Below are 16,713 nucleotides of genomic sequence, written 5' to 3'. Positions count from 1 at the left end.
GCCTCAGCCCCGGGGCAGCAGGCCGGCCGGATACTCCATGCCGTCGTGGGTGCAGGCGGCCGCGGCCACCCGGGCGGCGTACCGGGCCGCGTCGAGCGGGGTGGCGCCGCGCAGCCGGGCGGCGATCAGGCCGGCGGCGAACGCGTCGCCCGCGCCGTTGGTGTCGACCACGGCCGACGGCGGGGTGGTCGCCGCCACGTGCACGGGCGGGGTGTCCGCGCCGTGCAGGGTGGCGCCGGCCGCCCCGCCGGTCACCAGCACCGTCCGCGGGGCCAGCCCGGCCGCCACCTTCCCGGCCCGCTCGCCCAGCCGGACGTCGCTGACGAAGACCAGGTCGGCCGCGTCGGCGAAGGGCCGGTGGTAGTCGTTGTCGCCGTCCCAGTCGTGCAGGTCCGTGGAGAGGGACACCCCGGCGCCGAGGGCGGCCCGCAGCGCCGGCAGCGCGTCCCGGGCCCAATCCATGATCGAGACGTGCACGTGCCGCGCCTCGCGGACCAGCCCGGCCAGCTCGGCCTCGGCGAACGGCGCCGGGCCCGACCAGGGACGCGGGTCGTAGAGCGACATCCGCCGGCCGGCCGGGTCGACCATGTTCACCGAGCGGCGGGTGCCGGCCGGCGCGTCGGCCAGCACGGCGCGTACCGAGGTGCGGGCCAGCGCCGCCCGGACCACGTCGCCGGCCGGGTCGGCGCCGAGCACGTCGACCAGCGCCACCCGCAGGCCGAGGGCGTGCGCGGCGAGGGCCACCCCGGCCCCGGTGTTGCCGATCCGCAACTCGATCGGGGGCACGGCCAGCGAGTCGGCCGCCGGCAGGGGCAGGGCGGGCACCTGGGCGCGGATGTCCACGCCCAACCCGCCGACGACGAGCAGATCGACCATGGCGCCGACACTAGTCCGCGCCGGCCGCCTATCCTGGCCCCGGGCGTCGTCGAGGGGGAGTGCGTGCTGGTCATCCACGGGTTGTGGCTGCCCGGCCGTGGCCTCGCCCTCTGGGCCGAGGACAGCAGGCTACCGGCCCGCGCGCCCCGCCGGCCCGGCCGCGCCCCCCGCGAGCGGCCGCACCCCTTCGCCGCCGACCACGCCACCCTGGCCGCCGCGCTCGGCGGCCCGCCGGGCACGCCCGCCGCCGTGCTGCTCGACCTGCCCACCCGGGCCGGCTCACCGATCGACTCACCGGAGCTGGTCCGGACCGCCGTCGGGGACCCGGTCCGCGGCCCGGTCACCCGCGCCGGCTGGCGGGTCCCCGCCCTGGTGTACGCCCCGGACGCCGCGTTCGCCCTGCTCCGGGCGCTGGAGCCGGCGGAGGCGGTGTCCGGGGCGAGCCTGCGCCACCTGGCCGAGCTGGCCGACTTCGCCGCCGACCTGGTCACCCGCGGCCGCGTCCTGCCCGGTATCTCGGATCCCGCTCCCGGTGTCGACGCCGTCCGCTCCGATGGTGCCCGGCTGCGCGTCGTCGACGACTCGGACGTGGTGACGGCGTCGGCTCTGTGGCGTCCCCTGCTCACCGGCACGGACGCGGCGTGGGGCCGCTCGCTGGCGCTCGCCCTGCCCCCGGCCGCCCGCGCCGCCCGCGAATGGCACCCCGTCGCCCCTACCGGGTCGGCGTTCCGGCCCGGTGCCGTCGCGGACGGCGTCGAAGCTGGGGAGCTGGTGGCCGAGGTGCTGGACGCGCTGGTCGACGCCGCGGCCCGGGCGACTCTCGGCGGCACCCGGCTGCCCCGGGGCATGCGCCCGGGCGGGCCGGTGCCGGGCTGGCTGGCCGCGCTCACCGGCCCGGAGCGGGTCTTCGCCGCCGAGCCGGCCGCCCTGGACCTGCTCCGGGCCGAGCTGGACGCCTGGCAGCGCGACGCCGCGGGCGGCCCGGTGCGGGCCGCGTTCCGGCTGGTCGAGCCGGCCGCCGATCCGGTGGCGGAGCTGGTCGAGGGCGGTGCCTGGCGGGTCGAGTTCGGCCTGCACCCGACCGACGAGCCGGGGCTGGTGGTCGACGCGGCGCACATCTGGCAGCGGCCCGCGCCGGCGCTCGCCGCGCGTGGTGTCGACCCGCAGGAGACCCTGCTGGCCGAGCTGGGCCGGGCCAGCCGGCTCTGGCCCGAGCTGGACGCCGCCCTGCGCACCGCCGCGCCGGAGGGGATGGAGTTGGACGCCGACGGCGCGCACCGGTTCCTCCGCGAGGGGGCGCCGGTGCTGCACGCGGCGGGCTTCGGGGTGCTGCTGCCGTCCTGGTGGCGGCGCTCCTCGTCCCGGCTCGGCGCGCGGCTGCGGGCGCGCAGCCGGACCGCGCCCGGCACGGTGGCCGTCGCGGCCGGCGGGCTCGGGCTGGACGCCCTGGTCGACTACCGCTGGGAGGTGGCCCTCGGCGACCAGCCGCTGACCGCGGAGGAGCTGGCCTCGCTGGCCGAGCTGAAGTCGCCGCTGGTCCGGCTGCGCGGCCGGTGGGTCGAGCTGGACCCGCAGCGGCTCGAAGCGGGGCTGCGGCTGCTCCGCTCCTCGGGCGAGCTGACCGTGGCGGACCTGCTGCGGATGGGGCTGGCCGGGGCCGACCGGGCCGGGGAGCTGCCCGTGCTGGAGGTGGCCGCCGACGGCGCGCTCGGCGAGCTGCTGGCCGGGGAGGCGGAGCGGCGGCTCACCCCGGCCGACCCGCCGTCGGGGTTCGCCGGGACGCTGCGGCCGTACCAGCGGCGCGGGCTGGCCTGGCTGGCGTTCCTCCAGTCCCTCGGGCTCGGCGGGATCCTCGCCGACGACATGGGGCTCGGCAAGACCGTGCAACTGCTCGCGCTGCTCGCCGGTGACCCGCCCGCGGCCGGGCCGACGCTGCTGGTCTGTCCGATGTCGCTGGTCGGCAACTGGCAGCGGGAGGCGGCGAAGTTCGCCCCGCGGCTGCGGGTCCACGTGCACCACGGCGCCGAACGGGCCCGGGGCGAGGCGTTCGCCGCGGCCGTGCACGCCGCAGACCTGGTGCTGACCACCTACTCGGTGGCGGCGCGGGACGCGTACGAGCTGGCCGGGATCGACTGGCACCGGGTGGTGGTGGACGAGGCGCAGGCGATCAAGAACGCCTCCACCCGGCAGGCCGAGGCCGTGCGGTCCCTGCCCGCGCGGCACCGGGTCGCGGTCACCGGCACCCCGGTGGAGAACCGGCTCGCCGACCTCTGGTCCATCATGCAGTTCGCGAATCCGGGCCTGCTCGGGCCGGCGGCCACGTTCAGGAAGAAGTTCGCCGAGCCGATCGAGCGGCACGGCGACGCCGAGGTGGCCGAGCGGCTGCGCCGGATCACCGGCCCGTTCGTGCTGCGCCGGCTCAAGACCGACCCGTCGATCATCACCGACCTGCCGGAGAAGCTGGAGATGGAGGTGCTCTGCAACCTCACGGCCGAGCAGGCGGCGCTCTACCGGGCCGTGGTCGACGACATGATGGCGAAGATCGAGTCCAGCGACGGCATCGAGCGCCGCGGGCTGGTGCTGGCCACCATGACCCGGCTCAAGCAGGTCTGCAACCACCCGGCCCAACTGCTGCACGACGGCTCCGCCCTGCCCGGCCGCTCCGGCAAGCTGGAACGGCTGGAGGAGATCGTCGACGAGGTGCTCGCGGCGGGGGAGAAGGCGCTGCTCTTCACCCAGTACGCCGAGTTCGGCGGGATGCTGCGCGGCCACCTGTCGGCGCGTACCGGGCGGGAGGTGCTGCTCCTGCACGGCGGGGTGGGCAAGGCCGAACGGGACGCCATGGTGACCCGCTTCCAGTCCCCCGAAGGCCCGCCGCTCTTCGTGCTCTCGCTCAAGGCCGGCGGCACCGGGCTCACCCTCACGGCGGCCAACCACGTGGTGCACGTGGACCGCTGGTGGAACCCGGCGGTCGAGGACCAGGCCACCGACCGGGCGTTCCGCATCGGCCAGCGCCGCCGCGTGCAGGTACGCAAGTTCGTCTGCGCCGGCACGGTCGAGGAGAAGGTGGCCGCGATGATCGCCGACAAGCGCAGCCTCGCCCAGCGGGTGGTGGGCAGCGGCGAGCAGTGGGTCACCGAACTCTCCACCGACACCCTGCGCGAGCTGTTCGCCCTGGAGGCCGGGGCGGTGGTGGAGTGACCACACCGGACGGAGGGTCGCGGTTCGCCGAGTTCGGGCCACCCCGGCGGGTCGAAGGCGGGCTGAAGGCGCGCAGCACCCGGGGCGCCATCGGCCGTTCCTGGTGGTCGCGGCGGTTCCTGGAGGTGCTGGAGTCCTTCGCGCTCGGCACCCGGCTCACCCGGGGCCGGGCCTACGCCCGCCGGGGCCAGGTGCTCCGGCTCGACGTCGCGCCCGGGCTGGTCACCGCCAGCGTGCAGGGCTCGAGGCCGGACCCGTACCCGGTGCGGATCGGGCTGGCCGCCCACCCGGACGAGGTGTGGGAGCGGATCGAGGCGGAGCTGGCCGGGCAGGCGTTCTTCAGCGCCCGGCTGCTCGCCGGTGACCTGCCGGCCGAGCTGGAGGAGTTGTTCGCCGGGGCGGGCGCGCCGCTGTTCCCGGGCGCCGTCGGCGAGCTGGACCAGCACTGCGGCTGCCCCGACTTCGCGGTGCCGTGCAAGCACCTGGCGGCCACCTTCTACCTGCTCGCCGAGGCGTTCGACGCGGACCCGTTCCAGCTCCTGCACTGGCGCGGCCGCGCCCGGGGCGAGCTGCTCGACCGGCTGCGTACCCTGCGCGGCGCCGTCGCCCCGGGCGACCCGGCGGCGGCCCCGGACGGACCGGCCGTCCCTGCGGACGCGGACGGCGGGCCCGGACCGGCGCGACCCGTGGCCGGCGCGGGTCGGGTGCTGGGTGGCCTGCCGGCGGTCCCGCCGGACGAGGAGGTCGACCGGTTCTGGCTGTCCCCGGTGGCGCTGCCGGACCGGCCGCCCACCCTGGCCACCGGACCGCAACTGCTGCTGCGCCAGCTCGGCCCACCCGGGGCCGCGATCGGCGGCCCGGGCCTCGTCGAACGGCTCCGCCGGGCGTACCGGCAGTTCGGTCGCGAAGCGACGGACGCGGACGACCCGCGCTGACCGCCGCCGGCGGCACGGTCACAGCCAGCGGCGGCGGAACCGCCACATCAGGCCGGCGTTGGCGAGCAGCACCACGGCGCAGATCGCGCCGGCCAGCCGCCCGGCCAGTACGGTCATCGCCGGCAGCGAGGCCCACAGCACGATCGTCAGCAGCATCAGGTACCGGCCTCGGCGGGCCCGGGCCCGGTGGTCGAGCCGGGCGAAGAACTGCGGGTCGCTCTCCCGCAGCTGGCGGGTGATCTGTTCGAACCTGCGCTGATCCTCTTTGCTGAGCATGGCGGTGCCTTCCCCTCACGGCTTCAGCGGTTCGGCGGCATACCCGCAACGGGGGCGGGTCACGCGCCGCTCCTGCCGCTGGTTTCGGCCGAGCCGGACGGGGCCGGACGCACCGGTCGGACACCTCAGCACGGGCTTATCCGTGCCTTAAGTTTCCCTGAGCGGTTGAACGCCCCGAACAGCGCCGGGACGGCGAAAAACGTTACGTCCGGGCGGTCGCCGCCCGGGTCGCCCCTGCTCCCGGCACCTCCGGTGGGGGCCGGTCCCACCGACCGCCGCGAGGCCGGCCTGAGCACCGTCTTAAGTGCCCTCGCGGGCGCCGTCGGCGTGCCTTGAGCACCCGGGAGCGCGTGGCTACTTTCCCGTAGCAACTCCTCCGGCAACCGTCGCCGCCCCTCCGCCCACCCCCTGGGCGGCAGGCGAGCCGGCGCTCGAAGAAAACGGGACAGCTACATGGCCGACCTGAACGTGCCACCGCGTCGACCCCGGGACGACCGCGGCTGGGACGGATTCCCGCACCCCCATCCGGACGGGTACCGCGACAACGTCATGCCGTACGCCGGTCCCGGCGGCCACGCCACCCCGGCGGCCCCGGCGTCCGGCCCGCAGTGGGTCGGACCCGACGGGTTCGCCGGCGGCGGCTACCCCCAGCCCTCCGGCGGGTACGCCCAGGCGTCCGGCGGGTACGGCCCGCCGCCCGGCCCCGGACTGCCCAACCTGGACGACGACGAGGAGCCGCGCCGCGGCCGGCGCCGGGCCCTCGTCGCGCTCGGCGGTGCCGCCGTGGTCGCCGGCGGCGCCGCCCTCGGCCTCTCCCCGCAGGTCCGCGGCCTGTTCTCCGACGACCCGGTCGCCGGCGACGCCACCGGCACGGTGGTCACCGACGGCACCTCGGCCCGACCGAGCGGCCAGCAGCCCAGCACGGTGCGCACCTACACCGAGCAGAACGAGAGCTACATGGGCTCGCGGGCCGGCGCGGCGCTCAAGCGCAACGCCCCGTCCGGTGGCCGGATCTTCGCCAGCCCCGCGGCCGCCGCGGCGGCCACCCAGGTGACCGTCAAGACGGTGCTCGCCAAGGACCCGATCCGCCACCTGGCCAGCCGGACCACCTTCGGCCCGACGCCCAAGGTGCTCGCCGACATCAAGCGGCTCGGCATCGACGACTGGCTACGCCAGCAACTGGAGCCGGAGAAGATCCCCCCGACGAAGGCGGAGCTGAAGCTGGCCGAGCTGCCCTCGCTGAAGCTGAGCCCGACGCAGCTGCGCGACCAGCGGGACCAGCTCAACGAGCGGGGCGTCGACCCGGCGCGGGAGACCGTCGACGCCACCATCGCCCGGCAGATCTGGTCCGACCGCCAGCTCTTCGAGGTGATGGTCGACTTCTGGAACGACTTCCTGCACGTCGCCGCCGACTTCGACGGGGGCGAGATCTACCGCAACTCGTTCGACCGGGACGTCGTCCGCAGGCACGCGCTGGGCAGCTACCCGGAGATGCTGGTGGCCGCCAACAAGCACCCGGCGCTGCTGATCTACCTGAACCAGACCGAGTCCCGCAAGGACGCGGTCAACGAGAACCTGGCCCGGGAGAACCTGGAGCTCTACTCGGTCGGCGTGGACGGGGGCTACACCGAGAAGGACGTCCGCCAGGCCGCCCTGCTCCAGACCGGCCGTGGCGTGGCCGACGGGAAGTACGTCTTCCACGCCGACCGGCACTACCTGGGCAAGGTGAAGATCCTCGGGTTCAGCCACGCCAACAACTCGGCCGACCCGAAGGTCGCCGACAAGGTGATCGACGACTACATCCGGTACATCGCGCTGCACGCGTCGACGGCCGGCTACGTGGCCCGCAACCTGGCCACCCGGTTCGTCTCCGACACGCCGCCGAAGTCCCTCGTGGACCGGCTGGCCAAGGCGTACACCACGAACCGGGGGCAGATCCGGCCGGTGCTGGCCACCCTGTTCAGCTCCTCGGAGTTCTGGGCCGCGGTGGGCCAGAAGGTCCGCCGGCCGATGGAGTACCTGGTCGCCACGTACCGGTCGCTGGGCGTGGGGCCGGAGGCGTCCCCGGGCTTCGAGGGCGACAAGCGGCGCACCCCGTTCGCCCAGGGGCTGCGGCAGGTGCAGGACAAGATGCGCGAGCTGGGCCAGTTCCCGATGGGCAAGCCCACCCCGGACGGCTACGCGGACGTCTACGTGGCCTGGACCTCCGCCGGCGCGATGGTCGACGGCTGGAACGAGGCCGGCGACCTGGTCGGCGGCTGGCGCAAGCAGTTCACCTACGTCAAGCCGGAGAAGCTGGTGGCGAAGCCGCCGGCGACCGCCGGGGCGTACGTGGACGCGCTGGCCCAGCGGCTGGTGCACCAGAAGCTGAGCGCCAAGGAGAAGGCCCTCGTGCTCGGCGTGGCCGGGGTGCCGGCGGGCGCCAAGGTCGACGCCACCTTCAACGGGGCCATCGCCGCGGTCGCGCGGACGATCCTCGCGTCCCCCCAGCACCACCTCCGGTGAGGCATTCGATGGAGATGACCGTGAACCCGTACCCCCTGCACCCCGAATGCCCCGACCTGCGGCGGCTGGCCGACAACCCGGCCGAGGCGCTGCTGCGCGCGGAGGCGGACATCGTCGCGGCGGAGAACGCCGCCGAGGCCGACCGGTACCGCCGGCTGGAGGAGCTGGAGGAGGCCCAGCAGGACGGCCGGGGCGTCACCCGGCGTAGGTTCGTCGCCGGCGCCGCGGCCACCGCGACCGCCCTGGCCACCGCCCAGTTCGTCACCACCTCGGCGTCGTTCGCCGCCACGAAGACCGGCACGCTGATCCACGTCTTCCTCTACGGCGGGCTGGACGGGCTGAGCCTGGTCGCCCCGGCCGACGACCCGGTGCTCAGCAAGACCCGCCCCGACCTGCTGCTCGGCAACGACTCGCTGGCCCTCGGCCGCGGCTTCAAGCTGACCAGCGCGTTCGCTCCGCTGGAGCAGTGGCTCAAGGCCGGCCAGCTCGGCTTCGTGCCGGCGGTCTCCGACCCGCGGCTGTCCCGCAGCCACTTCCAGGCCGCCGACGCCTGCAACCTGGGTGGCCTGCCCGGCGAGACCGGCGGCCGGGGCTGGCTGGACAGCCTGGTGGACACCCTCGGCAAGGGCACCGCGTTCCGCAGCGTCGGCATCGGCAGCACGCTGCCCCGCTCGCTGGTCGGCGTGAACGGCGCCATCTCGCTCAACAGCGTCGGTGAGCTGCGGCTCAACGGCGACGACCGGTACCGCGCCGCGACCGAGAAGGCGATCCGCGGCCTCTTCACCGGGATCAACCACCCGGTGGAGGAGGCGGTGATCGAGGGGATGGGCGCGCTGGCCACCGCGCAGAAGCTCGCCGCGAAGCCGTACGCGGCCGCCGCCGGGGTGAAGTACGAGGGCGTCGGTAACGCCTTCCAGCAGCTCGCCCAGCTCATCAAGGGCGGCGCCAACGTGCGGGTGGCGACGGTCGGCATGGGCGGCTACGACACCCACGAGAACCAGGGCACCCGCGAGGGCGGCCAGCTCTGGCGGCGGCTCAACGAGCTGGCCAACGCGATGGCGGCGTTCTTCACCGACCTCGGCGACCGGGCCGCCGACGTGACCGTCATGGTGTCCAGCGAGTTCGGCCGGCGGGTCGCCTCGAACCAGGGCGGCACCGACCACGGGCACGGCGGGGTGGTGACCATCCTGTCCGGCCGCAAGCTCGCCGGCTCGCTCCTCGGCACGTGGAACGGGTTGAACGATCTGGACAGCGGAGACGTACCCGAGTACAACAACATGTTCAACGTCTACGGGTCGGTCGCGCAGGGTCGGTTCGGGCTGACGACCGCGCAGGTGGACAAGGTCTTCCCACGGCAGAAATACGTTCCCATGAAGCTGTACGCGTGACATACCAGGACACCTACCCCACCGGCCGCCGTACCGGGCCTTCCGCCCCGCACGGCGGCCGGCCGGCTGCCCCCGTACCCCCGGGCCGGCCGCGCCGGGGGCCCGGCGGGCGGCGGGCGCTGGCCGCGGCCTTCTGGCTCGGCCTGGTCGCCGCGGTGCTGCCCTGGTGGCTGGCCACCCCGCCCGGCTCGCTGGCCGACACCACCGACGTGCTCACCGCGGCCGGCCGGATCACCGGCCTGGTCGCCGGCTACCTGCTCCTGGTCCAGGTGCTCATGATGAGCCGGCTCGGCGTGCTGGAACGCTGGCTGGGCGGCGAGCGGATCTCCCGGGCGCACCGGGACGTCGGCGCCACCCTGCTGGTCGCGGTCCTCGCCCACCTGGCGCTGCTGGTCGTCGGCTACGCCCGGATGGAGAAGAACTCGATCCTCGGCCAGGTCGGCGCCCTGCTGACCCACTACGAGGACATGATCTCCGCCTTCGTGGCCGCCGGGATCATGGTGGCGGTCGGCCTCACCGCGGTCCGGGGCGTCCGCCGCCGGCTGCCCTACGAGCTCTGGCACCACCTGCACCTGACCAGCTACCTCGCCCTGCTGCTCGGCTACGGGCACCAGTTCAGCAACGGCGCACAGCTCTACGAGCCCGGCCCGGTGCGCACCGGCTGGATCGCCGCGTACCTGCTGGTGGTGGTCGCGCTGGTGTGGGGCCGGCTGGTCGCCCCGCTGCGCTTCAACCTGCGGCACCGGCTGCGCGTCGCCGACGTGGTCGCGGAGAGCCCGGACACCATCTCGATCTACCTGACCGGGCACCGGCTCAACCAGATCGACCTGCTCGGCGGTCAGTACTTCCGCTGGCGCTTCCTCAACCGCGGCTGCTGGTGGCAGTCGCACCCGTTCTCGCTCTCCGCGGCGGGCAACGGCCGCTGGCTGCGGCTCACCGTGAAGGTCGTCGGCGGGCACACCGCCGAGCTGCGGGATCTCCACCCGGGCGCCCGGGTCTGGGCGGAGGGGCCCTCCGGCACCTTCACGGCGGCGCACCGGACCCGCGAGCGGGCCCTGCTGATCGCCGGCGGCAGCGGCATCGCCCCGCTGCGGGCCATGCTGGAGGAGTTGCCGCCGGGCGCGGCCCTGATCTACCGCGCCCGTACCCCGGCCGACGTGCTGCTGCACAACGAGCTGGACTGGCTGGCGCAGGCCCGGCGCACCTCGGTCTGGTACGTGATCGGCTCCCGCGACGACCCCGGCCCCCGCCAGGTGATGAGCCCCGAGGGGCTGCGCCGGCTGGTGCCCGACCTGACCCGCCGCGACGTCTACCTGTGCGGCCCGGGCGGCCTGGTCGACGAGGCGGTGCGGGTGCTGCGCCGGGCCGGCGTGCCGCGCCGGCAGATCCACCTCGCCACCTTCGAACTGTAGGGAGGCCCCGCCCATGCGTCGCGCGCTCCTCGCGATCACCGGCCTGGCCGCCGGCACCACCGCGCTGGTGGTGCTCAAGGGCGCCCCCGGCACGAGCCAGGCCGCACAGGACCGGCCGGTCGCCGAGGCGCCCGTCGTCCCCGGCGGCTCGGCGGCCCCCGAGCCGCCCCCCGGCGGCGTCACCCCCTCCGCCCGGCCCGGCGCGACGGTGAAGCCGAGCGGCAAGACCGGTGCCAGCCGCACCCCCGGCACCCGGACCAGCAGCACCACCACCCGGGCCGCCACCGCCGCGCCGCGGACCACCACGAGCGCGCCGAAGGCCACCACCCGGACGGTCACCGGGCCGGTGGTCAGCTACCGGTACGGCTCGCTCCAGGTGCGGATCACGCTGAGCGGGACCCGGATCGTCGACGCCACCGGCCTCGGCATGCCGCTGGACGGGCAGTCGGGGCTGCGCAGCGACGACGTGCAGGCCCGCTACAGCGGCAGCTCGGGCGAGGTGGTCGCCAAGCAGAGCGCCAACCTGAGCACCGTCTCCGGGGCCACCTACACCAGCACGGCCTACAAGCAGTCGCTCCAGGCCGCGATCGACAAGGCATGAGGTAGATGGCCGCGGGCCGGCCCGGTCTGCGCCGGGTCGAGCAGATCATGGGTACGGCGATCAGCCTGGACCTGGCCGACGACCTGCCCGCCGCCACCCTGCACGAGCTGGCCGAGCGGACCTTCGCCTGGCTGCGCGAGGTGGACGCCCGGTTCAGCACCTACCGCGAGGACAGCGAGGTGTGCCGGCTGGACCGGGGCGAGCTGCCGCTCGCCGAGGCGTCGGCCGACCTGCGGGCGGTGCTGGAGCGCTGCGCCGACCTGTGGACCGGGACCGACGGGTTCTTCGACGCGTACGCCACCGGGCGGCTGGACCCGTCCGGCTACGTCAAGGGCTGGGCGGCGCAGGTCGCCTCGGACCGGCTGGTCGCGGCCGGCGCCCCGAACCACTGTGTGAACGCCGGCGGCGACGTCCGGGTACGCGGCCACACGGTCACCGGCGACCCGTGGCGCATCGGCGTCCGGCACCCCTGGGACCCGGCCGCCACCTGCCTGGTGCTGACCGGCACCGACCTGGCGGTCGCCACCTCCGGGGTGTACGAGCGCGGTCACCACGTCGTCGACCCGCGCCGGGGCGTCCCGGCCGCCGGCCTGCGCTCGGTCACCGTGGTGGGCCCCGACCTCGGGGTCGCCGACGCGTACGCCACGGCCGCCGTCGCCATGGGCGAGCCCGGCATCGCCTGGCTGGACGGCCTCCCCGCGCCCTGGCGCCACGCGGTCGTGACGGAGGACGCCCGACTCCTGCACTCCCGGGCCCTGCCGGTGACCACCTGATCCGGAGCGACGGGGGTCAGCGGAGCGGACGGTGGGTGGTGGCGGGGCGGGAGCCCCGGGGTCGCGAGCCGCGGGGCCGGGTGCCCCACGGGCGGGTGAACGCCCAGCGGTACGGGCGGCGCCGGTGCCGCGGTGGCTCGGTACCGCCGCTGTGGCGGGCCGCGTCGTCCTCGGACATCGTCAACCCCCGCTCTGGCGCGCGTGCGCCCTCACCAGGCACAACGAGTGCGACGCCGGTCAGGTCGCTGTCCGGGACCCGTCGGTCAGCAGCCGCGCCGGGGGAGGGGGAGCTGGCCGGGGAGCAGGTCGGCGGTGAGCGTGACCCCGGCCGCCCGTAACGCCGCGATCAACGCGTTCTGCACCAGGTACGAGTCGGGCAGCCGCCAGCGCGCCTGCTCGGGGGCGACCGCCCAGCGCACCGTCCCCTCGGGCAGCCGGGTCGGCGGGGCCGGGATCCACGAGCCGGGACCGTGCCGGACCACGTGGAAGCAGTGCTCCAGCTCCGGCCGCAGCGGGTCGCCGGGGCGGACCAGGAACATCCAGCGACCGGTGGGGGTGACCAGCACCGGACCGCGTACGCCGGCGCCGGCCGGGTGGGTGACGACCGTGTCCAGCACGCGCCGGCCCAGGTGCGCCGCGACCTCCAGCACGTCGAACGCGCGCCCGGTGGGCAGCAGCACCCCGTGCGGGCGGCTGCGCCACCAGGTGGCCACCCGGGCCGGGTCGGCGCTCGCCGCGTGCTCCCAGTTCTCCAGGGCGGGATGGCAGCCGACCGTGGGGCAGCCGGCCCGGCCGCAGACGAAGCGGCTGTTGGCCAGGCAGGCGCCGGGGGTCACCTCCCAGCCGTGGGCGGCGTACCGGACGGCGACCCGGCGCAGCCGGACCCGTTCCAGCGGCGACAGGTGAGCCACGCGCGGTCCGACATTCCCCCACATGTGTGCCACCCCTTCTCGCCCCACCCGGACTGTCCACACGCCACATCTCGAAGGCCGTCACTGCCGTAACCCACACTCGTTGAGCTGACGAACGGCTGATGCAACTTGCACGAAAACTACGAGAACTGGCCGTACGGCCGACGTACAGAGTGTGCGACCAGCGAAAACCTGAAAACCGAAGGACCGTCGCGATTGGTCGACCGGGGGGATCAGCCGGACGCGGGCAGGGGGAGGGATGGCGAGATGGACGAGCTACCCATAGGCCGGCGGGTGGCGTACTGGCGGAGCCGGCGCAAGATGTCCCAACAGGTCTTCGCCGACCGGCTCGGCAAGTCCAAGAGCTGGGTGGACAAGGTGGAGCGTGGCGTCCGGCGGCTGGACAAGTTCTCCGTCGTCTACGAGATCGCCGACATCCTCCAGCTCGACGTGCAACTGCTCCTCGGCAAGGACCCGGAGCGGCGCACCGACGCCCTCAACTGCATCGACCAGGTCGAGGTCGAGGAGATCCGGGCGGCGCTGGAGCGCTACGACTCGATGAGCGCGTACTTCGACGCGGCGCCGTACCCTCCGCCGCTGACCGACATGCGCAAGGCGGTCAACCACGCCTGGCTCACCTACCAGTACGGCCGCTACGGGATGCTCACCCGCGCCCTGCCCAAGCTGCTGCGCGACGCCCAGGCCGCCGACGCCGGCTACGGCGGCGACCAGGCCCGGGAGGCCGCGCACCTGCTCGGGCAGGTCTACCAGATCGCCTCCTCGGTGCTGCGCAAGCTCGGCGAGTGCGACCTGGCCTGGCTGGCCGCCGACCGCTCGATGGCGGTCGCCCAGCGGGCCGACGACCCCCTGCTCGCCGGCATCGCCACCACGCGCGTCTGCAACGCCCTCGTCGCGATGGGCCGCCCCCGCCCCGCGCTCGAACTCAACGTGCGAATCGCCAACCGGCTCGCCCCCGGCGGCGAGAACGACGTCCGGCCGGAACGCCTCTCCGTCTACGGCATGCTGCTGCTCCAGGGCGCGATGGCCGCCGCCCGGATCGGCGACTCGGCGACCGTGGACGACCTGCTGACCGGGGCCGCCGAGGCGGCCACCCTGCTCGGCGGGGACCACAACCACTACTGGACCTCGTTCGGCCCGACCAACCTGGAGCTGCACCGGGCCGCCGCGGCCGTCGAACTGGGCGACGGCGGCCGGGCCGTGGAGACCCACCACCGCCTCGCCGAGCCGGCGTTCAACGCGCTGCTGCCCGAGCGGCGCGCGCACCACCTGCTGGACATCGCCCGCGGCTTCGCCCAGATCGGCGACGTCGCGAACGCCGGGGACATGCTGCTCCGCGGCGACCGGCTCGCGCCCTCCGAGATCCGTTGCCGGCCCATCGCCCACGAGGTGATGTCGGACGTGCTCCGTCGCACACGGGGTGCGCCGCCTTCGCCGATCGCGGAGTTGGCTGAGCACATGGGAGTCGGAGTATGAGCGCGCGGCCGGTCGGATGAGCGGTCCGCACACCAGCAACGGGCACCGTCGGGTGCTCTACGTCATCGCCTGCGGTTCGCCGCTGGCCCGTCACGTCGGCCGGCTGGTCGACCTCGCCCAGCAGGAGGGCTGGCAGGTCTGCGTGGTCACCACGCCGGACGGCGCGAAGTTCGTCGACCGGACGGCCCTGGCCCGGCAGACCGGTCACCCGGTCCGCACCCACTACAAGAACCCCGGCGACCCGGACGTGCTGCCACCGGCGGACGCCATGCTGGTCTGCCCGGCGACGGTCAACACCGTCAACAAGTGGGCGGTCGGCATCGCCGACACCCTCGCCCTCGGCCTGCTGATCGAGGGGCAGGGGCTGGGTGTGCCGATCGCGGCCGTGCCGTACACCAACGTGGCGATGGCCGCCCATCCGGCGTTCCGGGCCAGCCTGGCCCGGCTGCGCGAGTGGGGGGTCCGGGTGGTCTTCGGCGACCACGTCGTGCCGCTGCACCCGCCCGGCACCGGCGAGCGGCATCTGGACGCCTTCCCGTGGGGAGCCGGCCTGGCCGCCCTGCGCGGCGTGCCACGCCCGGTCGCCCCGGTCGGCTGACCGCCTCCGGACCGGCCCGGCGGGAGCCGCCCCCGCCGGCCCGGTCCGGGCCCGCCGGTCCCGCCCGGCCCGAGGCCGCCGGCCCGGTCCGGGCCAGCCGGCCCGCGCGACGCCTCGACGCCGGTAAGCTGGCCGGCCGTGAGCACAACCGGATCGCCGCCCGCGGTCGCCGACGTGGTGGCCGCGCTGGACCGCCGCTACCCGCCCGCCTGGGCCGAGGAGTGGGACCGGGTCGGCCTGGTGCTCGGTGAGCCCACGGCCCCGGTCCGGCGGGTCGCCTGCGTGGTCGACGTGGTCCCGGAGACGGTGGAGGAGGCGCTCGCCGCCGGGGCCGACATGATCGTCGCGCACCACCCGCTGCTGCTGCGCGGGGTCTCGTCGGTGGCCGCCACCACGTACAAGGGCCGGATCGTGCACCGGTTGATCAAGGCGGACGTGGCGCTGTACGTGGCGCACACCAACGCCGACGTGGCCGACCCCGGGGTGTCCGACGCCCTGGCCGCCCGGTTCGGGCTGACCGGGCTGCGCCCGCTGCACCCGCCCCGCCCCGGCTCGCCCGCCGACGGCCCCGGCCGGGGCATCGGCCGGATCGGCGAGCTGCCCGCCCCGCTGACGCTGGCCGAGCTGACCCGGCACGCCGCCGCCGTGCTCCCCGTCACCGCCTGGGGAGTTCGCGCCGCCGGGGATCCCGGGCGTATGGTTCGTACCCTCGCCGTCAGCGGGGGCTCGGGGGACAGCTTCCTCGCCGAGGCGACCGCGGCCGGGGTGGACGCGTTCCTCACCGCCGACCTGCGCCACCACCCCGCCGGCGAGCACCTCGCCGCCGGCGGGCCGGCCCTGCTGGACGCCGCCCACTGGGCGACCGAGCGACCCTGGCTGGACGACCTGGCCGCCCGGCTGCGGGACGAGCTGGGCGTCGAGACCGTGGTGTCCGACCTGGACACCGACCCGTGGACCGTGCACGCCGCCGCGCCCCGACCGGACGACAAGGAGCCCCGACCGTGAAGGCTGACCCGAAGGTGCAGCGCCGCCTGCTCGACCTGCAGGCGATCGACACCGCGCTCGCCCAGCTCGCCCACCGCCGCCGGACGCTGCCCGAGCTGGCCGAGCTGGAGGCCCTGGCGCGGGAGCTCTCCGCCCTGGAGGACGAGCGGGTCCGCGCCCAGGTGGCGGTGGACGACCTGGACCGGGACATCGCCCGGCTGGAGAAGGACGTCGAGCAGGTCCGGGCCCGCAAGAGCAAGGACGAGGCCCGGCTGGCCGCGGGCAGCGGCCCGGCCCGCGAGCTGGAGGCGCTCCAGCACGAGCTGGCCTCGCTGAACCGCCGGCAGAGCGACCTGGAGGACGCCGAGCTGGAGCTCATGGAGCAGCGGGAGACCGCGCAGGGCGTGCTCGACGGCGTCGAGCGGCGGATCGCCGAGGCCCGGGACCGGCGGGCCGCGGCCGAGCAGCGCCGCGACGACAGCCTCGCCGAGATCGCCAAGGAGGAGGAGTTCAAGCGCGGCTCCCGCCAGCCGCTCGCCGGCGACCTCCCGGCCGACCTGGTCGCCCTCTACGAGCGGATCCGGACGGACACCGGGCTCGGCGCGGCGCTGCTCACCGGCGGCCGCTGCGGCGGCTGCCGGCTGGAGCTCTCCGGCGCCGACCTGGCCCGGATCCGCAAGGCCGACCCGGACGACGTGGTCCGCTGCGAGGAGTGCCGGCGGATCATGGTCCGGACCAACGAGTCGGGGCTGTAGCCGT

Annotated in this window: 14 protein-coding genes; 11 read left to right on the top strand and 3 right to left on the bottom strand. The window is 75.4% G+C overall.

Annotation, left to right across the window (positions count from 1 at the left end; genetic code table 11):
- Nucleotides 1-3 precede the first annotated feature (3 nt).
- Nucleotides 4-876, bottom strand: a complete 873-nt coding sequence (locus FXF50_RS15915) for a carbohydrate kinase family protein (RefSeq protein WP_148428552.1) — start codon at nucleotides 874-876, stop codon at nucleotides 4-6.
- A 63-nt stretch (nucleotides 877-939) separates the two neighbouring features.
- Between FXF50_RS15915 and FXF50_RS15910 the strand changes: the two genes are divergently transcribed.
- Both FXF50_RS15910 and FXF50_RS15905 read left to right on the top strand, forming a co-directional pair.
- Nucleotides 940-4,077: a DEAD/DEAH box helicase gene (locus FXF50_RS15910; RefSeq protein WP_148428550.1), complete on the top strand. Its 3,138-nt coding sequence runs from the start codon at nucleotides 940-942 to the stop codon at nucleotides 4,075-4,077.
- On the top strand, nucleotides 4,074-5,012 hold the full coding sequence (locus FXF50_RS15905; protein ID WP_148428548.1) for an SWIM zinc finger family protein: 939 nt from the start codon (nucleotides 4,074-4,076) through the stop codon (nucleotides 5,010-5,012). The genes FXF50_RS15910 and FXF50_RS15905 overlap by 4 nt, the downstream gene beginning before the upstream one ends.
- A gap of 18 nt (nucleotides 5,013-5,030) precedes the next feature.
- Here FXF50_RS15905 and FXF50_RS15900 read toward each other — a convergent pair whose 3' ends face one another.
- On the bottom strand, nucleotides 5,031-5,288 hold the full coding sequence (locus FXF50_RS15900) for a DUF3040 domain-containing protein (RefSeq protein WP_089013185.1): 258 nt from the start codon (nucleotides 5,286-5,288) through the stop codon (nucleotides 5,031-5,033).
- Between the two features lie 453 nt (nucleotides 5,289-5,741).
- On the opposite strand from FXF50_RS15900, the gene FXF50_RS15895 reads away from it, so the two are divergent.
- The 5 genes from FXF50_RS15895 to FXF50_RS15875 are packed head-to-tail and all read left to right on the top strand — an operon-like array spanning nucleotide 5,742 to nucleotide 11,967.
- Entirely contained in the window at nucleotides 5,742-7,793 is a 2,052-nt protein-coding gene (locus FXF50_RS15895) for a DUF1800 domain-containing protein (RefSeq protein WP_148428546.1), read from the top strand.
- A gap of 8 nt (nucleotides 7,794-7,801) precedes the next feature.
- Complete coding sequence (locus FXF50_RS15890) at nucleotides 7,802-9,181, top strand: DUF1501 domain-containing protein (RefSeq protein WP_148428544.1); 1,380 nt, start codon at nucleotides 7,802-7,804, stop codon at nucleotides 9,179-9,181.
- Nucleotides 9,178-10,593 (top strand): ferric reductase-like transmembrane domain-containing protein, encoded by a 1,416-nt coding sequence (locus FXF50_RS15885; protein WP_148428542.1) that lies wholly within the window; start codon nucleotides 9,178-9,180, stop codon nucleotides 10,591-10,593. Before FXF50_RS15890 ends, FXF50_RS15885 begins: the two co-directional genes overlap by 4 nt.
- A 13-nt stretch (nucleotides 10,594-10,606) precedes the next feature.
- Nucleotides 10,607-11,194 carry an FMN-binding protein gene (locus FXF50_RS15880; RefSeq protein ID WP_148428540.1) on the top strand — a complete coding sequence of 196 codons (588 nt, stop codon included), beginning with the start codon at nucleotides 10,607-10,609 and terminating at the stop codon, nucleotides 11,192-11,194.
- Nucleotides 11,195-11,241: 47 nt separating this feature from the next.
- Nucleotides 11,242-11,967 carry an FAD:protein FMN transferase gene (locus FXF50_RS15875; RefSeq protein WP_148428858.1) on the top strand — a complete coding sequence of 242 codons (726 nt, stop codon included), beginning with the start codon at nucleotides 11,242-11,244 and terminating at the stop codon, nucleotides 11,965-11,967.
- Between the two features lie 263 nt (nucleotides 11,968-12,230).
- On the opposite strand, the gene FXF50_RS15870 is transcribed toward FXF50_RS15875, so the two are convergent.
- Nucleotides 12,231-12,902, bottom strand: coding sequence for a bifunctional DNA primase/polymerase (locus tag FXF50_RS15870; RefSeq protein WP_148428538.1), 672 nt, complete (start codon nucleotides 12,900-12,902; stop codon nucleotides 12,231-12,233).
- A gap of 243 nt (nucleotides 12,903-13,145) precedes the next feature.
- Between FXF50_RS15870 and FXF50_RS15865 the strand changes: the two genes are divergently transcribed.
- The 4 genes from FXF50_RS15865 (at nucleotide 13,146) to FXF50_RS15850 (ending at nucleotide 16,709) form a co-directional block, all read left to right on the top strand.
- A complete protein-coding gene (locus FXF50_RS15865; protein ID WP_148428536.1) occupies nucleotides 13,146-14,372 on the top strand; it encodes a helix-turn-helix domain-containing protein in 1,227 nt (408 codons plus the stop codon).
- Nucleotides 14,373-14,388: 16 nt separating this feature from the next.
- A complete protein-coding gene (locus FXF50_RS15860; protein WP_148428534.1) occupies nucleotides 14,389-14,970 on the top strand; it encodes a flavoprotein in 582 nt (193 codons plus the stop codon).
- Nucleotides 14,971-15,144: 174 nt separating this feature from the next.
- Nucleotides 15,145-15,975, top strand: coding sequence for a Nif3-like dinuclear metal center hexameric protein (locus tag FXF50_RS15855; protein WP_187399700.1), 831 nt, complete (start codon nucleotides 15,145-15,147; stop codon nucleotides 15,973-15,975).
- Entirely contained in the window at nucleotides 15,972-16,709 is a 738-nt protein-coding gene (locus FXF50_RS15850; protein WP_148428530.1) for a zinc ribbon domain-containing protein, read from the top strand. Before FXF50_RS15855 ends, FXF50_RS15850 begins: the two co-directional genes overlap by 4 nt.
- Nucleotides 16,710-16,713: the final 4 nt, after the last annotated feature.

Source organism: Micromonospora sp. AP08 (genome assembly GCF_008085935.1).
Lineage (GTDB): Bacteria > Actinomycetota > Actinomycetes > Mycobacteriales > Micromonosporaceae > Micromonospora > Micromonospora chersina.
The sequence above is the reverse complement of the archived record's forward strand: the minus strand, read 5'-3'. Positions and strand labels throughout refer to the sequence as shown.

Coding starts and splice junctions, on each gene's coding strand:
- FXF50_RS15915 (WP_148428552.1), bottom strand. CDS start 876: ATGGTCGATCTGCTCGTCGTCGGCGGGTTGGGCGTGGACATCCGCGCC.
- FXF50_RS15900 (WP_089013185.1), bottom strand. CDS start 5,288: ATGCTCAGCAAAGAGGATCAGCGCAGGTTCGAACAGATCACCCGCCAG.
- FXF50_RS15895 (WP_148428546.1), top strand. CDS start 5,742: ATGGCCGACCTGAACGTGCCACCGCGTCGACCCCGGGACGACCGCGGC.
- FXF50_RS15890 (WP_148428544.1), top strand. CDS start 7,802: ATGGAGATGACCGTGAACCCGTACCCCCTGCACCCCGAATGCCCCGAC.
- FXF50_RS15880 (WP_148428540.1), top strand. CDS start 10,607: ATGCGTCGCGCGCTCCTCGCGATCACCGGCCTGGCCGCCGGCACCACC.
- FXF50_RS15875 (WP_148428858.1), top strand. CDS start 11,242: ATGGGTACGGCGATCAGCCTGGACCTGGCCGACGACCTGCCCGCCGCC.
- FXF50_RS15870 (WP_148428538.1), bottom strand. CDS start 12,902: ATGTGGGGGAATGTCGGACCGCGCGTGGCTCACCTGTCGCCGCTGGAA.
- FXF50_RS15865 (WP_148428536.1), top strand. CDS start 13,146: ATGGACGAGCTACCCATAGGCCGGCGGGTGGCGTACTGGCGGAGCCGG.
- FXF50_RS15860 (WP_148428534.1), top strand. CDS start 14,389: ATGAGCGGTCCGCACACCAGCAACGGGCACCGTCGGGTGCTCTACGTC.